This is a genomic window from Pseudomonas poae RE*1-1-14 (genome assembly GCF_000336465.1).
Lineage (GTDB): Bacteria > Pseudomonadota > Gammaproteobacteria > Pseudomonadales > Pseudomonadaceae > Aquipseudomonas > Aquipseudomonas poae.
Genome location: NC_020209.1, coordinates 3,030,651 through 3,048,954 on the forward strand (window position 1 = coordinate 3,030,651; position 18,304 = coordinate 3,048,954).

13 protein-coding genes are annotated in these 18,304 nt (G+C 60.6%); 2 read left to right on the forward strand and 11 right to left on the reverse strand.

Going from position 1 to position 18,304, the window contains the following annotated elements:
• Positions 1-7 precede the first annotated feature (7 nt).
• The 6 genes from fliE to fliS form a co-directional block, all read right to left on the reverse strand.
• Complete coding sequence (gene fliE / locus H045_RS13065) at positions 8-337, reverse strand: flagellar hook-basal body complex protein FliE (protein WP_003230964.1); 330 nt, start codon at positions 335-337, stop codon at positions 8-10.
• Between the two features lie 419 nt (positions 338-756).
• Entirely contained in the window at positions 757-2,133 is a 1,377-nt protein-coding gene (locus H045_RS13070; protein ID WP_003230961.1) for a sigma-54-dependent transcriptional regulator, read from the reverse strand.
• A gap of 4 nt (positions 2,134-2,137) precedes the next feature.
• Positions 2,138-3,349: a sensor histidine kinase gene (locus H045_RS13075; protein WP_015372592.1), complete on the reverse strand. Its 1,212-nt coding sequence runs from the start codon at positions 3,347-3,349 to the stop codon at positions 2,138-2,140.
• A gap of 109 nt (positions 3,350-3,458) precedes the next feature.
• Entirely contained in the window at positions 3,459-4,934 is a 1,476-nt protein-coding gene (locus H045_RS13080; RefSeq protein WP_003230957.1) for a sigma-54 dependent transcriptional regulator, read from the reverse strand.
• Positions 4,935-5,102: 168 nt separating this feature from the next.
• A complete protein-coding gene (fliT, locus tag H045_RS13085; protein WP_003230955.1) occupies positions 5,103-5,399 on the reverse strand; it encodes a flagellar protein FliT in 297 nt (98 codons plus the stop codon).
• A 25-nt stretch (positions 5,400-5,424) separates the two neighbouring features.
• Positions 5,425-5,829 (reverse strand): flagellar export chaperone FliS, encoded by a 405-nt coding sequence (fliS, locus tag H045_RS13090; protein WP_003230953.1) that lies wholly within the window; start codon positions 5,827-5,829, stop codon positions 5,425-5,427.
• A gap of 220 nt (positions 5,830-6,049) precedes the next feature.
• Here fliS and H045_RS13095 point away from each other — a divergent pair, with 220 nt between their 5' ends.
• Both H045_RS13095 and H045_RS13100 read left to right on the forward strand, forming a co-directional pair.
• A complete protein-coding gene (locus H045_RS13095) occupies positions 6,050-7,174 on the forward strand; it encodes a DegT/DnrJ/EryC1/StrS family aminotransferase (RefSeq protein WP_003230952.1) in 1,125 nt (374 codons plus the stop codon).
• A 73-nt stretch (positions 7,175-7,247) separates the two neighbouring features.
• Positions 7,248-11,552 carry a glycosyltransferase gene (locus H045_RS13100; RefSeq protein ID WP_015372593.1) on the forward strand — a complete coding sequence of 1,435 codons (4,305 nt, stop codon included), beginning with the start codon at positions 7,248-7,250 and terminating at the stop codon, positions 11,550-11,552.
• A gap of 342 nt (positions 11,553-11,894) precedes the next feature.
• Here the strand turns inward: H045_RS13100 and fliD are convergent, their stop codons facing one another.
• The 5 genes from fliD to H045_RS13125 form a co-directional block, all read right to left on the reverse strand.
• The gene (gene fliD / locus H045_RS13105) at positions 11,895-13,295 is read right to left on the reverse strand and encodes a flagellar filament capping protein FliD (RefSeq protein WP_015372594.1); all 1,401 of its coding nucleotides are present in this window, start codon (positions 13,293-13,295) and stop codon (positions 11,895-11,897) included.
• Positions 13,296-13,376: 81 nt separating this feature from the next.
• Complete coding sequence (locus H045_RS13110; RefSeq protein WP_003230946.1) at positions 13,377-13,727, reverse strand: flagellar protein FlaG; 351 nt, start codon at positions 13,725-13,727, stop codon at positions 13,377-13,379.
• A 76-nt stretch (positions 13,728-13,803) separates the two neighbouring features.
• On the reverse strand, positions 13,804-15,225 hold the full coding sequence (locus H045_RS13115; protein ID WP_003230944.1) for a flagellin N-terminal helical domain-containing protein: 1,422 nt from the start codon (positions 15,223-15,225) through the stop codon (positions 13,804-13,806).
• Between the two features lie 265 nt (positions 15,226-15,490).
• Entirely contained in the window at positions 15,491-16,420 is a 930-nt protein-coding gene (locus H045_RS13120; protein ID WP_003230942.1) for a ketoacyl-ACP synthase III, read from the reverse strand.
• A gap of 279 nt (positions 16,421-16,699) precedes the next feature.
• On the reverse strand, positions 16,700-18,304 hold the full coding sequence (locus H045_RS13125; protein ID WP_003230940.1) for a flagellar hook-associated protein 3: 1,605 nt from the start codon (positions 18,302-18,304) through the stop codon (positions 16,700-16,702).

Sequence of the window (18,304 nt, forward strand, 5' to 3'; positions counted from 1 at the left end):
CTCGCCCTTAAACCGGCATCTGCATGATGTCTTGGTAAGCCTGAACCACTTTGTTACGCACTTGGGTCAAGGCTTGAAAGGAAACGCTAGCTTTTTGCGAGGCGACCATCACATCGGTGAGGTCCACGCCGCTTTTGCCGATCTCGAACGCGGTGGCCAACTGGCTGGAGGCTTGCTGGGTGTCGCTGACCTTGTTGATGGCCTGACCGAGCATGTCGGCAAAATTGCTTTGGCCCAATTCCGGCACGGGTGCGACGGATTTCGGCCGGGCCATGGCGTCCATTTGCATGGAGCGCATATCCAACATCAACCGATTGAACTCAATACCCTGGCTCATGACCTTCTCTCTCCGACAACCCGCAAATTTTTGACACTACGCAGCAGTTATCAGGGGTAGGTGCAACAAGGGTGCCAGCTCTGCAGCAACTCGTAAGAAAAGGCGACAAAGCTGGTCGGACTATATTCCACACAGCCACTAACGACGACTACAGACCTGTGGCGAGCGGGCAAGCCCTAATGCCGTTCAGTTAAGCGCAGACTCCCTGTGGCGAGCAGGCTTGTCCTGCGTTGGGCTGCGCAGCAGCCCCAAAACCAGGCGCTGAGCAGCATCAGGTACACCGCGTTTTGCTGGATTGGGGGCGCTTCGCACCCCAACGCGGGGCAAGCCCGCTCGCCACAGGGAATCTGAGCTTTATTGAACGGCATTGGGACAAGCCTGCTTGCCAAAGGATCCGAGCAAACCTGTGGAGGGTTGACTCAGGTGGCGAAGAGGTAGGCTTCGACGTCCATGCCGGCGTCGCGCATCTGCGCCAGCTTGTAGCGCAGGGTGCGCGGGCTGATGCCCAGGCGCTCGGCGGCCTCTTTGCGGCGGCCGCGCTCGGCACGCAGGGTGTCGATGATCATCTGGAATTCGCGGCGACGCAGGTCGTCGCCCAGTGCGCCGGCCGATTCAGCTTCGGCGACCACGGGCGCCGGTGCCAGGCTCGGCAACGGCGCCGCGCCTGTGCCGGTGGCCAGGCAGAAGTCCTGCGGCTGGATCAGGCCGCCCTGCTGCAGGATCAACGCGCGCTGGATCGCATTGTCCAGTTCGCGCACGTTACCCGGCCACGGGTAGCCGATCAGGCAGGTCTGGGCCTCGGCCGACAGCCGTGCCTGGGCGTGCTTCATTTTTTTGACGTGGTTGCGCAACAGGCGCTCGGCCAGCGGGATGATATCCGCCGGGCGCTCGCGCAACGGGCGCCAGGCCAGGGGGAACACCGACAGCCGGTAGAACAGGTCTTCGCGAAAGCGCCCCGCCGCCACTTCGCCCGCCAGGTCGCGGTTGGTGGTGGCGACCACGCGAATGTCCAGCTGGATCGGCTTGCGCGCGCCTACCCGCTCTACTTCACGCTCCTGCAATACCCGCAACAGCTTGGCTTGCAGGCCCAGGGGCATTTCCGAGATTTCATCGAGCAGGATGGTGCCGCCGTCCGCTTGCTCGAACTTGCCGGCCTGGGCCGCGATGGCACCGGTGAACGAGCCCTTTTCATGGCCGAACAAGGTGGCCTCGAGCATGTTGTCAGGGATCGCTGCGCAGTTGATCGCGATAAACGGTTGTTTGGCGCGGCTCGATTGCTGGTGGATGTAGCGCGCCAGCACTTCCTTGCCGGTGCCGGACTCGCCGGAAATCAGCACGGTGGAATCGCTGCGCGCCACACGGGCCGCGAGCTCCAGCAATTGGGCGCTGGCCGGTTCGAAGGCAATCGGGCCCTCGCCGTCGGGATTGGAAATAACGCCAAGGGCGTGCCGGGCAACCAGCTCTATAAGCGCCTTGGGCTCGAATGGCTTGACCAGATAATCCGCAGCGCCCTGGCGCATGGCATCCACCGCGCGCTCGACGGCACCGTGGGCGGTCATCAGCAGCACCGGCAGTTGCGGGTGGCGCGCGCGCAGCAGGCCGAGCAATTGGTGACCGTCCATGCCGGGCATGTTCACGTCGCTGACTACCAGGCTGAACGCCTCCTGCTCCACGGCTGCCAAGGCGTCTTCAGCGGAACCGACCGCACAGTAGTCATGGCCCGCCAGCAGCAGCGTGTCAGCCAATGCTTCACGCAGGGCGCGATCGTCTTCCACCAACAGAACCTTGATAGCCATGTCCTTACTCCGTGCCTGCCGCGCTGGTAAACAGCGGCAAGGTCATCAATGCACAGGTGCCGCGCCCCAGCCGGGAATGCAGCAGCAATTCTCCCTGATGGGCACGCGCCACGGCCTTGACCACGGTGAGGCCCAGGCCCGTGCCGTTGGTCTTGGTGGTGAAAAACGGTTCGCCCAGACGCTGCAGCACCAGCGGGTCGATGCCGCTGCCGCTGTCGCTGATGCACAGGCGCAGGGTTTGCTCACGGCTGTACAAGTGAATCTTCAGGCGTGCGCCAGGGCCGCTGGCCTGAGTGGCGTTTTCGATAAGATTGAGCAGCGCGCCCACCAGGGTGTCGCGGTTGCACAGCAGCTCACCGAGGTGGCTGTCGCACTGCCAGCGCACTTGCACGTCCTGGATATGGGTGGCAGCGGCGGCCTGCAACGCCTGCATCAGCGCCGCCGGGGTGACGCGGTCGGTCAGCGGCAATTCGCCACGGGCAAACACCAGCATGTCGCGCACCTGATGCTCCAGCTCATGCAGGCGCTCTTTGAGGCGTCCGGCAAAACGCTGGTGGGTGGTGGCGGGCAATTGCTCGTCAGTCAAATGACTGGCATAGATCAGCGCGGCCGACAGCGGCGTGCGGATCTGGTGCGCCAGAGAAGCGACCATACGGCCCAACGACGACAAACGTTCATGGCGTGCCAACTGATCTTGCAGGTGCCGGGTTTCCGTCAGGTCGTTGAGCAGCACCAGTTGACCGGGCTCGGCGTCAAGAGAACGGGTGGCGATGGACAGGCGGCGCCCGTCCTTGAGAGAGATTTCATGACCGTCGTCTTCACGCGGCGCAAAGCAGCGAGCAATGACTTCACGCCACAGCTCGCCTTCGAGCGGCAGGCCGAGCATGTCGCAGGCGGCCGGGTTGGCCTCACGCACGCGGCCCTGATCGTCAATCACGATGACGCCCCCGGGCAACAACGAGAGCAGGTTTTGCAGACGATTGGCCAGACGCTCTTTCTCGGCCAGCTCTTGCATGCGCTGGGCGCTGACCACCGCCAACTCGCCCTTGAGCTCGGAAACCCGGGCTTCCAGCAGGCTGTAGGAGTCGGTCAGTTGGCTCGACATCTGGTTGAACTGGGAGAACGCCTGCTCAAGACCCTGGTGGATCGGCGACTCTACAGGCGGAACCAGCCCCTGGATGGCAGGGGCCGAGGATAGCTGGGCGGCGTGGGGCATGATGCTCTCTCGCTGGCTGACCGTCAGTTAAACGGAACGTTGCGAGAGCTATAGCAATACCCGTGCCTAAAAAAATAAGCTTACTTTTCAGTCAGTTGAAAAACAGGCGTCAATCATCTGCCTGTTCATCACCTTCCCGACGGCTCATTCCGTACTTGCGCATCTTCTCCACCAGGGTGGTCCGACGGATGCGCAGTCGCTCTGCGGCGCGGGCGACGATGCCGTTGGCGTCGTCAAGCGCCTGTTGGATCAGGCCTTGTTCCAGGTTGCCGAGGTAGTCTTTCAGGTCAAGACCTTCGGGCGGCAGCATCGCGGTGGAACCGAAGTCCTGAGTATGGCCGTTGATGGCCACTCGCTCCTCCATGTCACTGCGCAGGCTGTCGACCATCTGTTCGTCTTCATCGTCGACGTAGCGGAATTTCTTCGGCAACTCGACCACACCGATCACACCGTAGGGATGCATGATCGCCATGCGCTCCACCAGGTTGGCCAGCTCACGGACGTTGCCCGGCCAGCCGTGACGGCACAGGGACATGATCGCGGCCGAGTTGAAACGGATCGAGCCGCGTTTTTCATGTTCCATGCGCGAGATCAGTTCGTTCATCAACAACGGGATGTCTTCCACGCGCTCGCGCAGCGGAGCCATCTCGATGGGGAATACGTTGAGGCGGTAGTACAGGTCTTCGCGGAAGCTGCCGATCTCGATCATGCTTTCGAGGTTTTTGTGGGTGGCCGCGATGATGCGCACGTCGACGCTCTGGGTCTTGTTGCTGCCCACACGTTCGAAGGTGCGCTCCTGCAACACGCGCAACAGCTTGACCTGCATCGGCAGCGGCATGTCGCCGATTTCGTCGAGGAACAGGGTGCCGCCATTGGCCAGCTCGAAGCGCCCGGCACGGCTGGTGATGGCACCGGTGAAGGCGCCCTTCTCGTGGCCGAACAGTTCGCTTTCGAGCAGCTCTGCAGGGATCGCCCCGCAATTGACCGGCACAAAGGGCCCGTCACGCCGCTTGGAATGATAGTGCAGGTTGCGCGCGACCACTTCCTTGCCGGTGCCGGACTCGCCCAGAATCAGCACGCTGGCGTCGGTATCGGCCACTTGCTGCATCATCTGGCGCACGTGCTGGATCGCACGGCTGGTGCCGACCAGGCTGCGGAACAGATTGGGTTCGCGGTGACGGCCGCGCTCGCGGGCCTGGTCGTACATCTCGCGATAGACCTGGGCACGGTGCAGGGAATCGAGCAATTTGCTGTAGCTGGGCGGCATTTCCAGGGTGGACAACACGCGGCGGCGCTGGTCTTCGGGCAACTCGACCGAAGAAATATCGCCCATCAGCAACACCGGAAGGAACTCATCCCAGGTCGACAGTGTCTTTAACAGGCCCAAAACTGCGCCAGGAGCATTTACCGTCCCGATCAGCACACAGATGACTTCACGGCTCGATGACAATGAGCTGACCGCCTGCTGCCAATCATGGCTGCCACAGGGCAGATTTTCTTCGCCAAGAAAATTCAAAATCACCGCCAAATCGCGGCGGCGAACGCTATCGTCATCAATCAGCAGAATTTTGGTTTCACGCCACATGCAATAGCAACTTCCCTAGTAAAACTTCCTGCCCCAGTGTGAGGGCAATCAAGACGCCTGTAGGACTTATTACCTTGTAGACGTCTGAAATCTGAAAACAACACTAGTTAAGTCAAAAAAACCTGCGCAGTCAAATTTATGACGCGCATCAGGGTTAGCCGACTCTGTTCAACCAAACAGATGGTAGACCTTTGACGCGTTTTTCGCCTGGTTGATCTGCGACATCTCTTCGAAAATCGCCTGCCGCTCCCCCGTCGTCACCTCGAGCAACTGCTGATACACCGCCAGCAGGCTTTCCAGTTTTTCACGCAACGCATCCTCATTGACCGGCGCTTCGCTGAGCACCTGGTCGATCACATCGCGGCAGCCCAGGTCGAGTTCGCCGATAGCCTCCCAGTTACGGTCCGCCAGCGCGCCCACCAGCGCCTCACGGGTTTCATCAATGCGTTGCAGTGCATGACTCATGACGTATTCCTCAAGGCCGGTGGCCTTACTGTGCGGCGCCTTGTGGGGTAGCGATACCATCCCAGCCTTGCTTGACGGTAATCATCAAGCGCGCAACTTCGTCGATCATCTCGGGGTCGTTATGCAGGTTGGCTTCCATCAGACGGTTGGTCATGTAGGCATACAGACTTTCCAGTTGCTGGACATACGCCGGGTCTTCGCTTTTTTCAGCGTCCAGACCGTCGCGCAAGCCGATGATGATATCCACCGCCTTGCCGAGCATCAGCCCCTTTTGGGCGATGTCGCCACGCGCCAGCGCACCCTTGGCCTGAGCCATGCGGTCAAGCCCACCCTCCATCAGCATCTGCACCAGACGGTGCGGACTGGCTTCAGAGATCTGAGCATGGGAATTGACCTTCTGGTATTGGCGAAGGGCTCTCATGGGATTCATGGTTCTACCTCGTAACAGGCGACAGCGGAAAGATTTCAGTAACGTTTATGTCGACGCGATTACCCATAACTTTAATCCCACGGTTATCAAAAAAGCCAATGCACTCAGCATTGGCTTTTTGCGTCGTGCCGCGAGGGCGCCATAAATCCGATTGGTACAGTTCCTGCTTTGCCCCTTTCCAATCGTAGGAAACGATATTTAATTGACAGTCGCGGGCACCATGAAAAATATCATCAAGTTGTTAGTGCCAGAGATGCCGAAGGTCGAGCAGATTCTTCCGTACTGGCAGCAGATCGATGAAAACCGCTGGTACACCAACTTCGGCCCGCTGGTCTGCGAACTCGAAGATCGGCTCTCGCGCTCATTCAGTCGCGAGCCGACAAAGGTGCACGTAGTGTCAATGGCCAATGGCACCTGTGCACTGCAAATCGCCCTCGAAGCGTTGAGGCTGCGCAAGGCTGGCCGGGTGCTCGTGCCGGGGCTGACTTTCGTCGCCACCGCCACCGCCATTATCCGTGCGGGGCTGACCCCGCTGATCAGTGATGTAGATCCCAACAGCTGGCTGCTGACACCCGCGATAGCACGTGCGGCACTCGCTGAAACGCCGTTTGACGCAGTGATGCCTGTCGCGACGTATGGTTGCCCTCAGGATGTCGCGGGCTGGGACCTGTTCACCGCCGAAACCGGCATCCCGGTGGTGGTGGACGCCGCAGGCGCCTGGGGCAATCAACAGGTCGGCCTGACCACCAAAGTCGCCTTCAGCCTGCACGCCACCAAGGCACTGGGCGGCGGCGAAGGCGGTTTCGTCGCCGCCCGCCACCACGCGTACGGCCAGAGCATGCGCGCACTCAGCAATTTCGGCATCGACGCCCAGAGCGGCGGCCTGGTGTTCGATGCGGGCGAGAACGGCAAGATGAGCGAATACCACGCCGCCGTTGCCCTGGCCGCGCTGGACAACTGGCCGACCGTCGCCGACACACGGCGCAATCTGCATCAGCGCTACGCCACACGCCTGCTTGAAAAAATTCCCGCGCTGAAACTTCAAGTCAAACCTGCGGACGGCGTGTACAGCCTGATGCTCGTGTTACTGCCGCCCGGCTTTCGCGGGGTGGACATTCAATTGCGCCTGCTCGGCGAAGACATCGAAACCCGCCGCTGGTATTGCCCTCCCCTGCACGGCCACCCGGCTTTCCAGGCCTGCGCGGCCGGTCCGCTGCCGGTAGTCGACCTGCTGACCGAGCGCCTGCTGGGTTTGCCCTTCCATCTGTCACTGACCGATGCAGACATCGAACGCGTGATCGACTGCCTGGCAGACCTGCTCACCAATCAACCGACAGCGCCATGACCGACAGCCGGTTCAACCTTCGCCCTTTGTTCAAACTGGTGTGAGCATGACAACTATTCCTTCAGCCCCACACATGCCGCTGGTCAGCATTGCGATACCGGCCTACAGCCCTCGATTCTTCGAGGCGGCATTGAGCAGTGCGCTGAACCAACGCTACGCCAATATCGAAGTGGTGATTACCGATGATTGTCGCGACGACGGCGTCCGCCTGATTACCGAACGCCTGATTGCACAGTCGACTGTGCCGGTGCGTTACCTGCACAACGAACAGCAGTTGGGCGGCATGCTCAACCTTAACCGTTGCATGCAGGAGTCCCAGGGCGAATACATCAAATTTCTCAACGACGATGACGTGCTGCTGCCCGACTGCGTCTCGCGCATGGCGGCGGTACTCCAGGCACGCGGCGACATCGCGCTGGTCACTTCGCGGCGCACGATAATCGATGCCCAGGGTGAGGCGCAGCCGGATATCCTCGAAACGTGCGGTGTATTCAGCGAAGACACCTGCCTGCACGGCGAAGACATCATTTCGCTGCTCTGCGACTGGCCGGTCAATTTCATCGGCGAGCCCAGCACCGTGATGTTTCGCCGCGCGCAGTTGAGCGACAAGCTGCCGCACATCTGCGCCCTGGGCGGCGTGGTGATCCGCGCCATCAACGACCTGGCGATGTTCGTGAACCTGCTGCAGCACGGTAACCTGGCGTTCCTGCATGAGCCGCTGTCGCTGTTTCGTCGACATGCCGACCAGCGTCAGAACCAGCCCGATATGAAAGCGTTATTCACACAGAGCCGCGCCGACTTCGTCGAGCAGATTCATGCGCTGGGGTTGTATCGCCCGCAGTTCCAGGCGCAGGTGCGTCGCAGGCCCCTGCCTGGTCCTCAGGCCTTCAGATTGTTTGCGCTGCGCGATGCTTACACTGCCTCCGGTGCCGACGCAGCGGTCTCGGCGGTCTCGGCAGCCAACGCCGAAACATGCGACTTGCTGGAGGTGCAGCGGCCCGCTCTGCCGGACAGCGAGCCACCCGTGGCGGTGGTTATCCATGCCTTCCATCCGGATATGCTTCTGGACATCCTGAAGCGCCTGATTCAGTTGCATGAACGCCTGCATCTCTACGTCACCTGCATGGCAGAACGTGAAAATGAAGTACGCGAGCATTTAGCGGCGAGCGGCCTGGGTTATTCACTGTTCCGCGTGCCCAATCATGGGCGCGATGTGCTGCCCTTTTTGAACGTACTGCCGTTTTTACGCGCCGATAATATCCACACCCTGGTCAAGCTACACACCAAGCGCTCGGTGCACTTGGGCGTGAAAAATTCCTGGGCCAGCGACCTGTTCGATGATCTGCTCGGCCCGGTGCGCTTTCGCCAGTCGGTGGAGTACCTGGCCAATCCGACGCACCATCCGTTGCTCGGTACGGAGCGCTACCGCCAGGCGGTGACCACCCATCTGGCTGAAAAAAACCGCACTCACCTGCTCGCTCTGGCCGAGCGTGCCGGCATTGATCCGCAGCACATCGACGAGGCGGATTTCTTTGCCGGCACCATGTTCTTCGTGCGCCTTGAGGCCCTGGCCCCGCTGGAGCGCATGCACGTGACACGTGCCGACTTCGAAACCGAAGCCGGCCAGCTTGATGGCACGCTTGCCCACGCGTTCGAACGTTTTTTCGGCGTGCTGGGACATCTCGGCAAACAGCAGCGCAATGTCCACCTGTATCAGCGCTGGCTGGAAACCCGGCAACTGGCCGCCAGCGAGTTCGAAGGCCTGCCGGCGCGGCTGGCCAGCTGGCCGCAGCAGCCCGGGGTGTTGCTGGTGGTGACCGATACCAGCGGTGACATGGCCGCCTTGCGCGCGACCCTGGACAGCATCCACAGCCAGGTCTATCAGGCGGCGGCCATCGCCATACTGTCCAATGCCGAACCCATTGGGATAACCCCGGCCGACAATCTGGTGTGGCTGCCGCTGGCAGAGTCCTGGCCGAGCCAGCTCAATGAATTGCTGCAAGGCATCCAGGCCGACTGGTGCTACCTCCTTCGCGGCGGCGACCAACTCGACCCCCATGCAGTGCTGCTGCTCGCCGAAGGGATCGCGCTGACCCCCGGCATCATCGCCTGTTACAGCGACGAGGATTCGATCACCGCCTCGGGCTGTCAGGATCCGGTCTTCAAGCCGGACCTCAATCTCGACCTGTTGCGCAGCTACCCGTATGTGGGCCGCGCCCTGGCCTTCAGCCGCGACGCCGCCCTGCAGGCCGATGGTTTCGATCCCGCCTTCGCGGAACTGGCGCCCCATGACCTGCTCTTGCGGTTGATCGAAGCCCACGGGCTGGGCAGCGTGGGCCATATCGCCGAAGTACTGGTGCACCAGGCCATCAACTTCGGCCAGTGGCTGGGTGAAGCACAGGTGATCGCCCACTCTGCTGCGGTCGTCGAGGCACACCTGCGGCGCCTGGGCGTCGCGCACCAATTGCGCACCGGCCCCCTGCCGATGGTGCACCGTGTGGTCTATCAGCACCCGACAACACCGTTGGTGTCGATCATCATCCCCACCAAAGACCAGTTGCCTATGCTGATGCGCTGCATAGAAAGCCTGATGGAGAAAACCCGCTACACCCATTACGAACTGCTCATCGTCGACAACAACAGCCAAACCGCCGAAGCCCGTGAATGGTTCGCCGGCATGGAGCGCCTGAACGACGCCAAGGTGCGCATCCTGCGCTACCCGCACCCTTTCAACTATTCGGCCATCAACAACTTTGCCTTCAGCCGCGCCCGTGGCGAGTACCTGGTGCTGCTCAACAACGACACCGCCGTCATCGACGGTGATTGGCTTGACGCCCTGCTCCATCACGCCCAGCGCCCGGAAGTCGGCATCGTCGGCGCCAAACTGCTGTTTCCCAACGGCACGGTGCAGCACGCCGGCGTGGTTCTTGGCTTGCGCGGCGTGGCAGATCACGCGTTCATCGACAGCCCAATGCTGTCCAACGGTTACCTGCACCGCCTGCAGATCGATCAGAACTACAGCGCTGTGACCGCCGCCTGCCTGATGATCCGCACCGAGCTGTATCGCCAGGTGGGCGGGATGGACGAGGCCGGCCTGGGGGTTTCCTACAACGATGTGGACCTGTGCCTGAAAGTCGGCCAGGCCGGGCAACTGGTGGTCTGGACGCCTTACGCGATACTGATGCACGAGGCCAACGTGAGCCAGAATCAGGTCGACAAGGCCACTCAGGACGCCAAGCTCGAGCGCTTCAAGCGCGAACAGGCGGTGATGTACCAGCGCTGGCTGCCGCAGTTGGCGAACGACCCGGCCTACAACCGCAACCTGACCCTCGAAGGCAGCGGCTTCGCGTACGAATGCCGCAGCGAGGTGGGCTGGCATCCGTTCGCCAGCCGCGCGCTGCCTTACGCAATGTGCTACCCCGGCGACTCCTTCGGCAGCGGGCATTATCGGGTGCGTCAGCCTTTCGCCGCCTTGCAGGCCGCCAGGTTGATCGACGGCGAAGTGAACGATTTGCTGCTGCAACCAGTGGAACTGGAGCGCCTGGCGCCGGACACGATCATCTTCCAGCGTCAGTTCACCAAAACCCAACTGGAAGTCATTCAGAACGCTCGGTCGCTGTCCAAAGCCTTCAAGGTGTACGAGCTGGACGACTACATCCTCGATGTCCCCGCTGGCAACCTGACCCGCTCGCTGTTTCCCAAGGACATTGCCAAGCGCCTGAAAAAAGCCGTGGGCCTGTGTGATCGACTGGTGGTCTCGACCCAACCGCTGGCCAATGCGCTCAAAGGCTACAATGCCGACATTCGCGTGATGGAGAACCGCCTGCCCGCCCAATGGTGGAGCGGGCTGAGGAGCTTGCGCCAACAAGGGCACAAGCCTCGGGTGGGCTGGGCCGGTGGCTCAAGCCACGGTGCCGACCTGCAGGTGATTGCCGAGGTGGTTCGCGAACTGGCCGGCGAGGTGGACTGGGTGTTCATGGGCATGTGCCCACCTGCACTGCGCCCCTTTGTCCACGAGTTTCACGGTGGCGTGAATATCGACCAGTACCCGGCACGCCTGGCAGCCCTGAACCTGGACCTGGCGCTGGCGCCGCTGGAAGACAACTTTTTCAACGCCTGCAAAAGCAATCTGCGACTGCTGGAATACGGCGCCTGCGCCCTGCCGGTGATTTGCTCGGACATCCTGTGTTATCGCGGTGACTTTCCGGTAACCCGGGTCAAGAACCGCTCCAGGGACTGGATTGCCGCCATTCGCGAACACCTGGCCGAACCGGACGCCAGTGCGGCCGCCGGCGATGCCTTGCACAGAGTGATACTGGACAAGTGGATGCTCAGGGAAGACAACCTGCTGGCCTGGCGAGAGGCGTGGCTGCCCTGACTGGGTACGGGGAACGCTTCCCAGCAATGGAGCTATTTTGTGGCGAGCGGGCTTGCCCTGATGCCGTTCAGTTAAGCGCAGATTCCCTGTGGCGAGCAGGCTTGTCCTGCGTTGGGCTGCGCAGCAGCCCCAAAACCAGGCGCTGAGCCGTATCAGGTACACCGCGTTTTGCTGGACTGGGGGCGCTTCGCACCCCAACGCGGGGCAAGCCCGCTCGCCACAATAAGCCCACACATTTTCTTTAACTGAACGGCAATAGGACAAGCCTGCTCGCCACAGCGGATATCGGCGATGCATAAAAAAGCCCGGGCCAAAGACCCGGGCTTTTGCCAATCGGTTAAATCAGTTGTTTTTCTGGTTGTTCAGCGCGTTGAGCGTACCCAGCACGTTGTTACTCTGCTGGCGCAACTGAGCCACCAAGGTGTCCATCGCCGCGTACTTGTTGGTCAGCGTGGTCTGGTAGGCATCGATACGTTGATCCAGCGCAGTCTGCTGCTTGGCCAGGTCCTTGAGGCTGTCGGACAGCGACGTGGAGCGCGTTGCCAACAAGCCGGTGGTCGGTTTGGCGTAGGCATCGGTTGCGGTAGTCAAGCGCGCCAGCAAGCCGTCCTTGCCCGTGAAGATGCTGCTCAAGTCCGCAGCGTTGGTCTTCATCGCGTTGTCCCACTGCTTGTCGTCGATCGACAGCAGGCCGGTGGTCTGGTCGGTTTCGACGCCGAACTGGGCCAGGGACTTCAACGCACCGTTGCCCGACATGGTGTTGAACTCGTTGCGGATCGCCGATTGCAGCGTGCGCATGGTCGAGTCACCGGTCAACGTGGCCGCCACGGGGTCGCCTGCCGCGTTTTTGGTCACCGCTGTTTCTGCCGTCATCGCCTTGAGCAAGGCGTTGTAGGTATCGACGAAACCCTTGACGCCGGACTTGAGTGCCGTGGTGCTGGTGCTGACGGAGATGGTCAGAGCCGTACGCACAGGATTATCACTTTTGTCGCCAGCAGTCGCCAGCGGCGACACCGTCAGCAACTTGATGCTGACCCCGCTCACCGCATCGGTAATGTTGTTGGACTTCGATTCGGCGGCAATGCCATCGATGGTGTACTTGGCGTTCTGCGGCGGGTTGACCACCGTGTAGCCGGTATCGACGCCAGAGTTGCCGGACATGGTCAAATCCGTGCCTGCACCGCCATTGGTCGAAGTCAGGATCAACCGCGAGCCGTTGGAGTCGGTGAGGATGTTGGCACTCAGGCCCGCGGTGCCGAACTGCGAGTTGATCGAATCACGCACCTGTTGCAGGGTCGCGCCGGGCGCGACGCTAACGTCGAAGTTCTTGCCTGATTGCGAGATGGTCAGTGTGGTGGCCGTGTCGCCCTTGTTGACCACGCTCGACGCGCCGCCGGCAAAGTTGGTGCTGCTCAACTTCGAAGGCTGGGCCAGTTGCGACACCACCAGCGAAAACGTCCCGTTGGAGGCGCCCGCCCCTGCGGTCATGGTGGCGACTTTTTCGTCCGAGGACGTACCGACCAGGCCACTGAAGCTGTTGTCGGTGCCCTGGGTCTTGAGCGCGCCACGGAACGCGTCCAGGGCTGCCTGGATCTTTCCGATGGACGAAAGTTGAGTGGTCGCTTTTTGCGATTGCGTGTTGATCTGAAGCTGTTTCGGTGCTTTTTCAGCATTTACCAGCGACGTAATGATCCCGCTGGTATCGATACCAGAACCCACACCACTAACCGTTGTACCCGCCATCATCGTGCTCCTAATTCGGTAGTTGCCGTTTTCTTGACGAGCAACCCATCAAGACATCACCGCAACAAGTTTCATGCCAGCTCAGACCTTTTCGTCGAACAGCACGTGACTGGCATTTGCCAGGTTCTGCGCCAACTTCAAGGCTGTTTCCGAGGGAATCTGGCGAATTACCTCGCCACTGTCGGTGGCGATGACCTTGACCACCACCCGGTGGGTAGAGTCGTCGATCGAAAAATCCAGTTTGCGCTGGGCCGCTTGTACGAATTCGCGAATATCGGTAACCGCTTGCTCCAGATCAGCCCGTTCCGGCTTGCCGGGGATCGGCGCGATGGCCTCGACCTTGGTCTTGTCCTTGTCCGCCACGAGGGCGGCCGGTGCGCTTTGAGGTGCAACCGGTGGATAAGACGAGGCTAGCTTTACACTCATGTCCATGTCCAATCTCCTCTAAAACCGAAACGACGAAAGGGCACGTTAAACGCGCCCTTCCGTCAGTCACCAAGCGCGGTTATTACTGAAGCAGCTTCAGTACAGCGGATGGCAGCTGGTTGGCCTGCGACAGGATCGCGGTAGCGGCCGATTGCAGAGTTTGCTGTTTGGTCAACTCGGCTGTTTCAGCAGCGAAGTCGGTGTCTTGTACAGTCGAACGTGCAGCGGTGGAGTTCTTCTGAATGTTGGTCAGGTTGTCTACGGTAGTGGTCAGACGGTTCTGAACAGCACCCAGGCCCGAACGTACGCTGTCGATGCCGCCGATTGCCTTGTCGATCACTGCCACTGCGGCCTGTGCGTTGAAGGCACTGGTCACGTCGGTTTGAGCGATGGTGGTTTTGGTCGACGCTGCGGCAGTACCGGTAGCGGCGAACAGACCGGTTACACCGGCACCGTTCAGTGCGTAGCCTTTGGACGAGTCCAGGTTCACGGAACCAGTAGCGGTCAGGCCGTTGGACAGGGCAACAGCGGTGCCGTAATTGCCCGAACCATCTTTGGTGGCGACAGTGATAGCACCGGCTGCGGTGGTAGCGCTGAAGGCCAGGTTCTCACCGGAGTCGGATTTAACCGACAGGGTGCCTTTGGCTTCGTCGTAGTTGACGCTGATACCGAGCTTGGCGGAGTTGGATTTCAACTGGTCGGCCAGGCTGGCAGTGTCGGTTACGCCGGTGAACGTGGTGGTCTGGCCGCCAACGGTCATGCTGAACGAAGCTGGAGTGGTCTTGGCAGCAGCACCAACGGAGAACTGAGCTTCAGTGCTGGCGGTAGCCGACAGGCCGCCTACAGCGCCGTTCAGTTGGCTGGCGATGGTTTTGGCCGAAGAACCTGCCGCGACAGTGACGCTGGCAGTCTGGCCGTTACCGGTGATGCCTACTACGCCGCCGGCTACGCCGCTCGCGGTTGGAGTGATAGCAACGCTTTTGATCTGCTGCGAACCGATGTTGTTGGCGGCTACGTTGTCCAGGCTCAGGTTGATGGTTTCGTTAGCGTTGGCGCCAACCTGAATGGCTTTGGTGCCGTACGAACCGTCGAGCAGCTTCTGGCCACCGAAAGTAGTGGTCTGCGAGATACGGGTCAGTTCCGAAGTCAGCGCCTGGTATTCTTCGTTGTTCGAAGTACGGTCAGCGTCGCTCAGGGAGCCGGTAGCCGAGGACAGAGCCAGGGTACGCATCTTTTGCAGAATGTCGGTCGAAGCCTGCATTGCGCCTTCAGCGGTCTGCGCGATGGAGATACCATCGTTGGCGTTCTTGACCGCTTGGCCCAGGCCGTTGATCTGGCTGGTCAGACGGTTGGAGATCTGAAGGCCCGAAGCGTTGTCTTTAGCACTGTTGATGCTCAGACCAGTGGACAGACGCTGCATGGAGGTTTGCAGCGAGTTGGCCGCTTTGCCAAGGCCGTTCTGGGTAGTGATGGAAGCAATGTTGGTGTTTACTGTTAAAGCCATGACGAAATCCTCGATGGTGGTTTACTGCGGCTTCCGGCCCTGGCAACCGCCGGGTGTGCCTGAGAACCTTCGTAATAGTTATCGTCGTGTGAGCCGGTTGCTTGAGGTTTTTTTTGAATATTTTTAATAGCCCCGTGCCACCCCTTGCAATTCAAGGGTTTACGCGAGCCTGAAACACCGTAATCGCGGGTTTTTCTGGCGCCAAATAAAAAACGCCGATGATCTTTCGATCATCGGCGTCTTGTGTGGCAGCTATATTAAGGTGTCACGGGCGATACAGAATCGCCGAGCCCCACGACAGGCCCACACCGAACCCGCTGATTGCCACGCGTTTCCAGGTGGCGTCCATCACGTGCTTTTCCAGCAGCAACGGAATGCTCGACGACACGGTGTTGCCGGTCTCGACCATGTCCTTGATGAACTTGTCCACCGGTGCATCTTCAAAACGCCGCGCCACGGCGTCGACGATGGCCGCGCTGCCCTGGTGAATGCAAAACGCATCGATCTCGTCGGCCTTGAGATCCGACTCGTTGAGCAGCTCGTGCAAATGGGCCGGCACCTTGAGCAAGGCAAAGTTGAAGACCTGACGGCCGTTCATGAAGAACACGCCGTCGCTGACCTTGAGGTGCGGCGCGCCGGAACCATCGGTGCCGAACTTGGACTTGCCGAGCAACCAGGGTGCATCTTCGGCCATCCAGGTAGCTGTGGCGGCATCGCCAAACAGCATGGTGGTATTGCGGTCTTCGGGGTCGACGATTTTCGAGTACGGGTCGGCGGTGATCAGCAGGCCGTTTTTCAGGCCGGTGGCTTCCATGAAGCCTTTCATCGCGTAGATGCCGTAGACGTAGCCGGAGCAGCCCAGGGAAATATCAAAGGCGGCCACGTGGGTCGGCAGGCCGAGTTTGTCCTGCACGATGGCGGCGGTATGAGGCAGCCCCTCTTCGTCGCCGTTCTGAGTGACGACGATCAGTGCGTCGATCGACTCGCGCTTCAACTGCGGGTTGTTGGCAAACAAGGCGTTGACCGCCTCGACACACAGGTCGGAGGTTTCCTGCGCAGCTTCCTTGCGTGGCAGGAACGCCGACCCGATCTTGCCAATGATGAATTCTTCATCCTTGGCGAATTTGGCACCCTGGGCGTAGTTATCGATCCCTTCTGCGGGCACGTAACTGGCGATGCTTTTTATGCCAATCATTGTGGCTTCCCAATACCGAATAGCTGGAGAACACCCCCGGGACTGCGCCTGGAGTGCTGACAATAAGAGGGGGTAACCCCGTAAAATCTCGCTGAAAGCCGCGCCGCACGGTGTGCTGGGCGACTTATCCTTTTCACACGATACAGTGAAGATGCGCTTAATGACTCACAGGTCACTCAATTTTCTGCGCTTTGTGCAAAACCCTTCAACAATTTAGCCGTGAAAACGACAACGGCCCACCCCGTTTTAGGAGTGAGCCGTCGGTGTGCTGCGCGTGCCTTACATCTTGTTGAACAGGCTCAACTGCGAGATTTTCACGAACGCCAGTTGCGAGGCCTGCAGCATGGTCTGCTGCAAGGTCAGGTTGATCGCCGCCTGCGCGGTGTCGATGTTGCCCAGGTCGCTCATGGTACTGGTGTTGGCCAGGCCGATGCTGGCGTTCTCACTGGCCTGGGTGTCCAGGGCATTCTGCCGTGCACCGATGGAGCCGCGTACCACGTCGATCTGAGTACTGGAGTTGGTGAAGTTGCTGATCGCGGCGGACAGTGCATCCTTGAGCTTGACCGTCGCCGCCGGGTTGCCGTCGGCCGGCAGCTCCAGCGCCTGGCGCAGCTGGCTCAGGGTATCGAGCGCATTCTGGGTTTTCTGGGTGGCGGCCCCCACCGCAAACTGATCGCCGTTCTGCGGCGTGCCGCTGATGTCGAACGTCACCCCGGCCGCGACGACGGTGGTACCGCCACCGGTATCGCCGGTGGCGATGGACTTGCTGTCGGCCGTGTACGGCTGGGCATACACCTGGTACGCAGTGGCGCTGGTGAACTTGATCACCGCGCCGCTGTTGGCCGGGAACGTGCTGGCATATGAGGCCTGGTTGGTCACGCGGGCATTGGTCAACTGCGCCGTCGAGGGGTTGCTGGCGGTGCGCGACACGCTGAAGGTGTCCGGCTTGGCTTCCAGGCTGAACGAGCGATCCTTGACCACTGCATCGGAGTTGGGCCCCGAAGCAACGTCACCCAGGTTGAAGTTGATGTCGAACTTCACGCCGCGCAAGTTGATGCTGGAGCTGCCCTCTTTGGTGGAGTCGAACGTACCGTTGCCAGGGATCTGCGAGGTGATGTCGACGCCGTTCTTGTCGACCACGGCGTACTGGGTACTGCTGCTGAACGTCAGCTTGTAAGGCTGGCCGTCGGCGAACTTGTTGGTGTAGTCGATGCCATTGGTGACCAACCCGGACGACAACGCCACTTTATTGTCGTTGGCTGCCGGCTGGGTGGCCGGTGGCACCACTGCCGGCGCAATCCAGGTAGCCTGGGTGCGACTGGAGTTGACCGCGCCCTCCAGAATGTTCTTGCCGGTGTCACCGGCGCTGATACTCAGGGTGTCGGACACCTGCAGGCTCAGCGGGGTCTCGTCGCCCTGATAGTTATAGGTGCCGTCACTGTTGCGGCTGTAGGGCGGCGTGTCGGTCTTGGAACCGGAAAACAGGTAGTTGCCCGACGAGTCCTTGCTGTTGAGCAGGCCCAGCACTTGCTCTTCGATGGCACCGACTTCGCTGGCCACCGAACGGCGGTCCGCATCACTGAGAGAGCCGCCCGCACGCAGCGCCAGCTCACTGGCACGGCCCAATGCCAGGTTGATCGACTGCAGCACGCTTTCTTCGTTGGTCAGGGAGTTTTTCAGGCTGGTGACGTTGGTGTTGAACTGACCCAGCATGTCTTTCTGCTGCTGCAGCATCAACAGGCGCGCGGCCGCTACCGGATCATCGGCGGCTGTCTGCACGCGTACGCCGGTGGAGGCCTGATCCTGAGCCTGTACCAGGCTTGAATAGTTGGTTTGGTACTTGGCGGCAGTGGTATCGAAATACTGCTGTGTGGAAATGCGCAT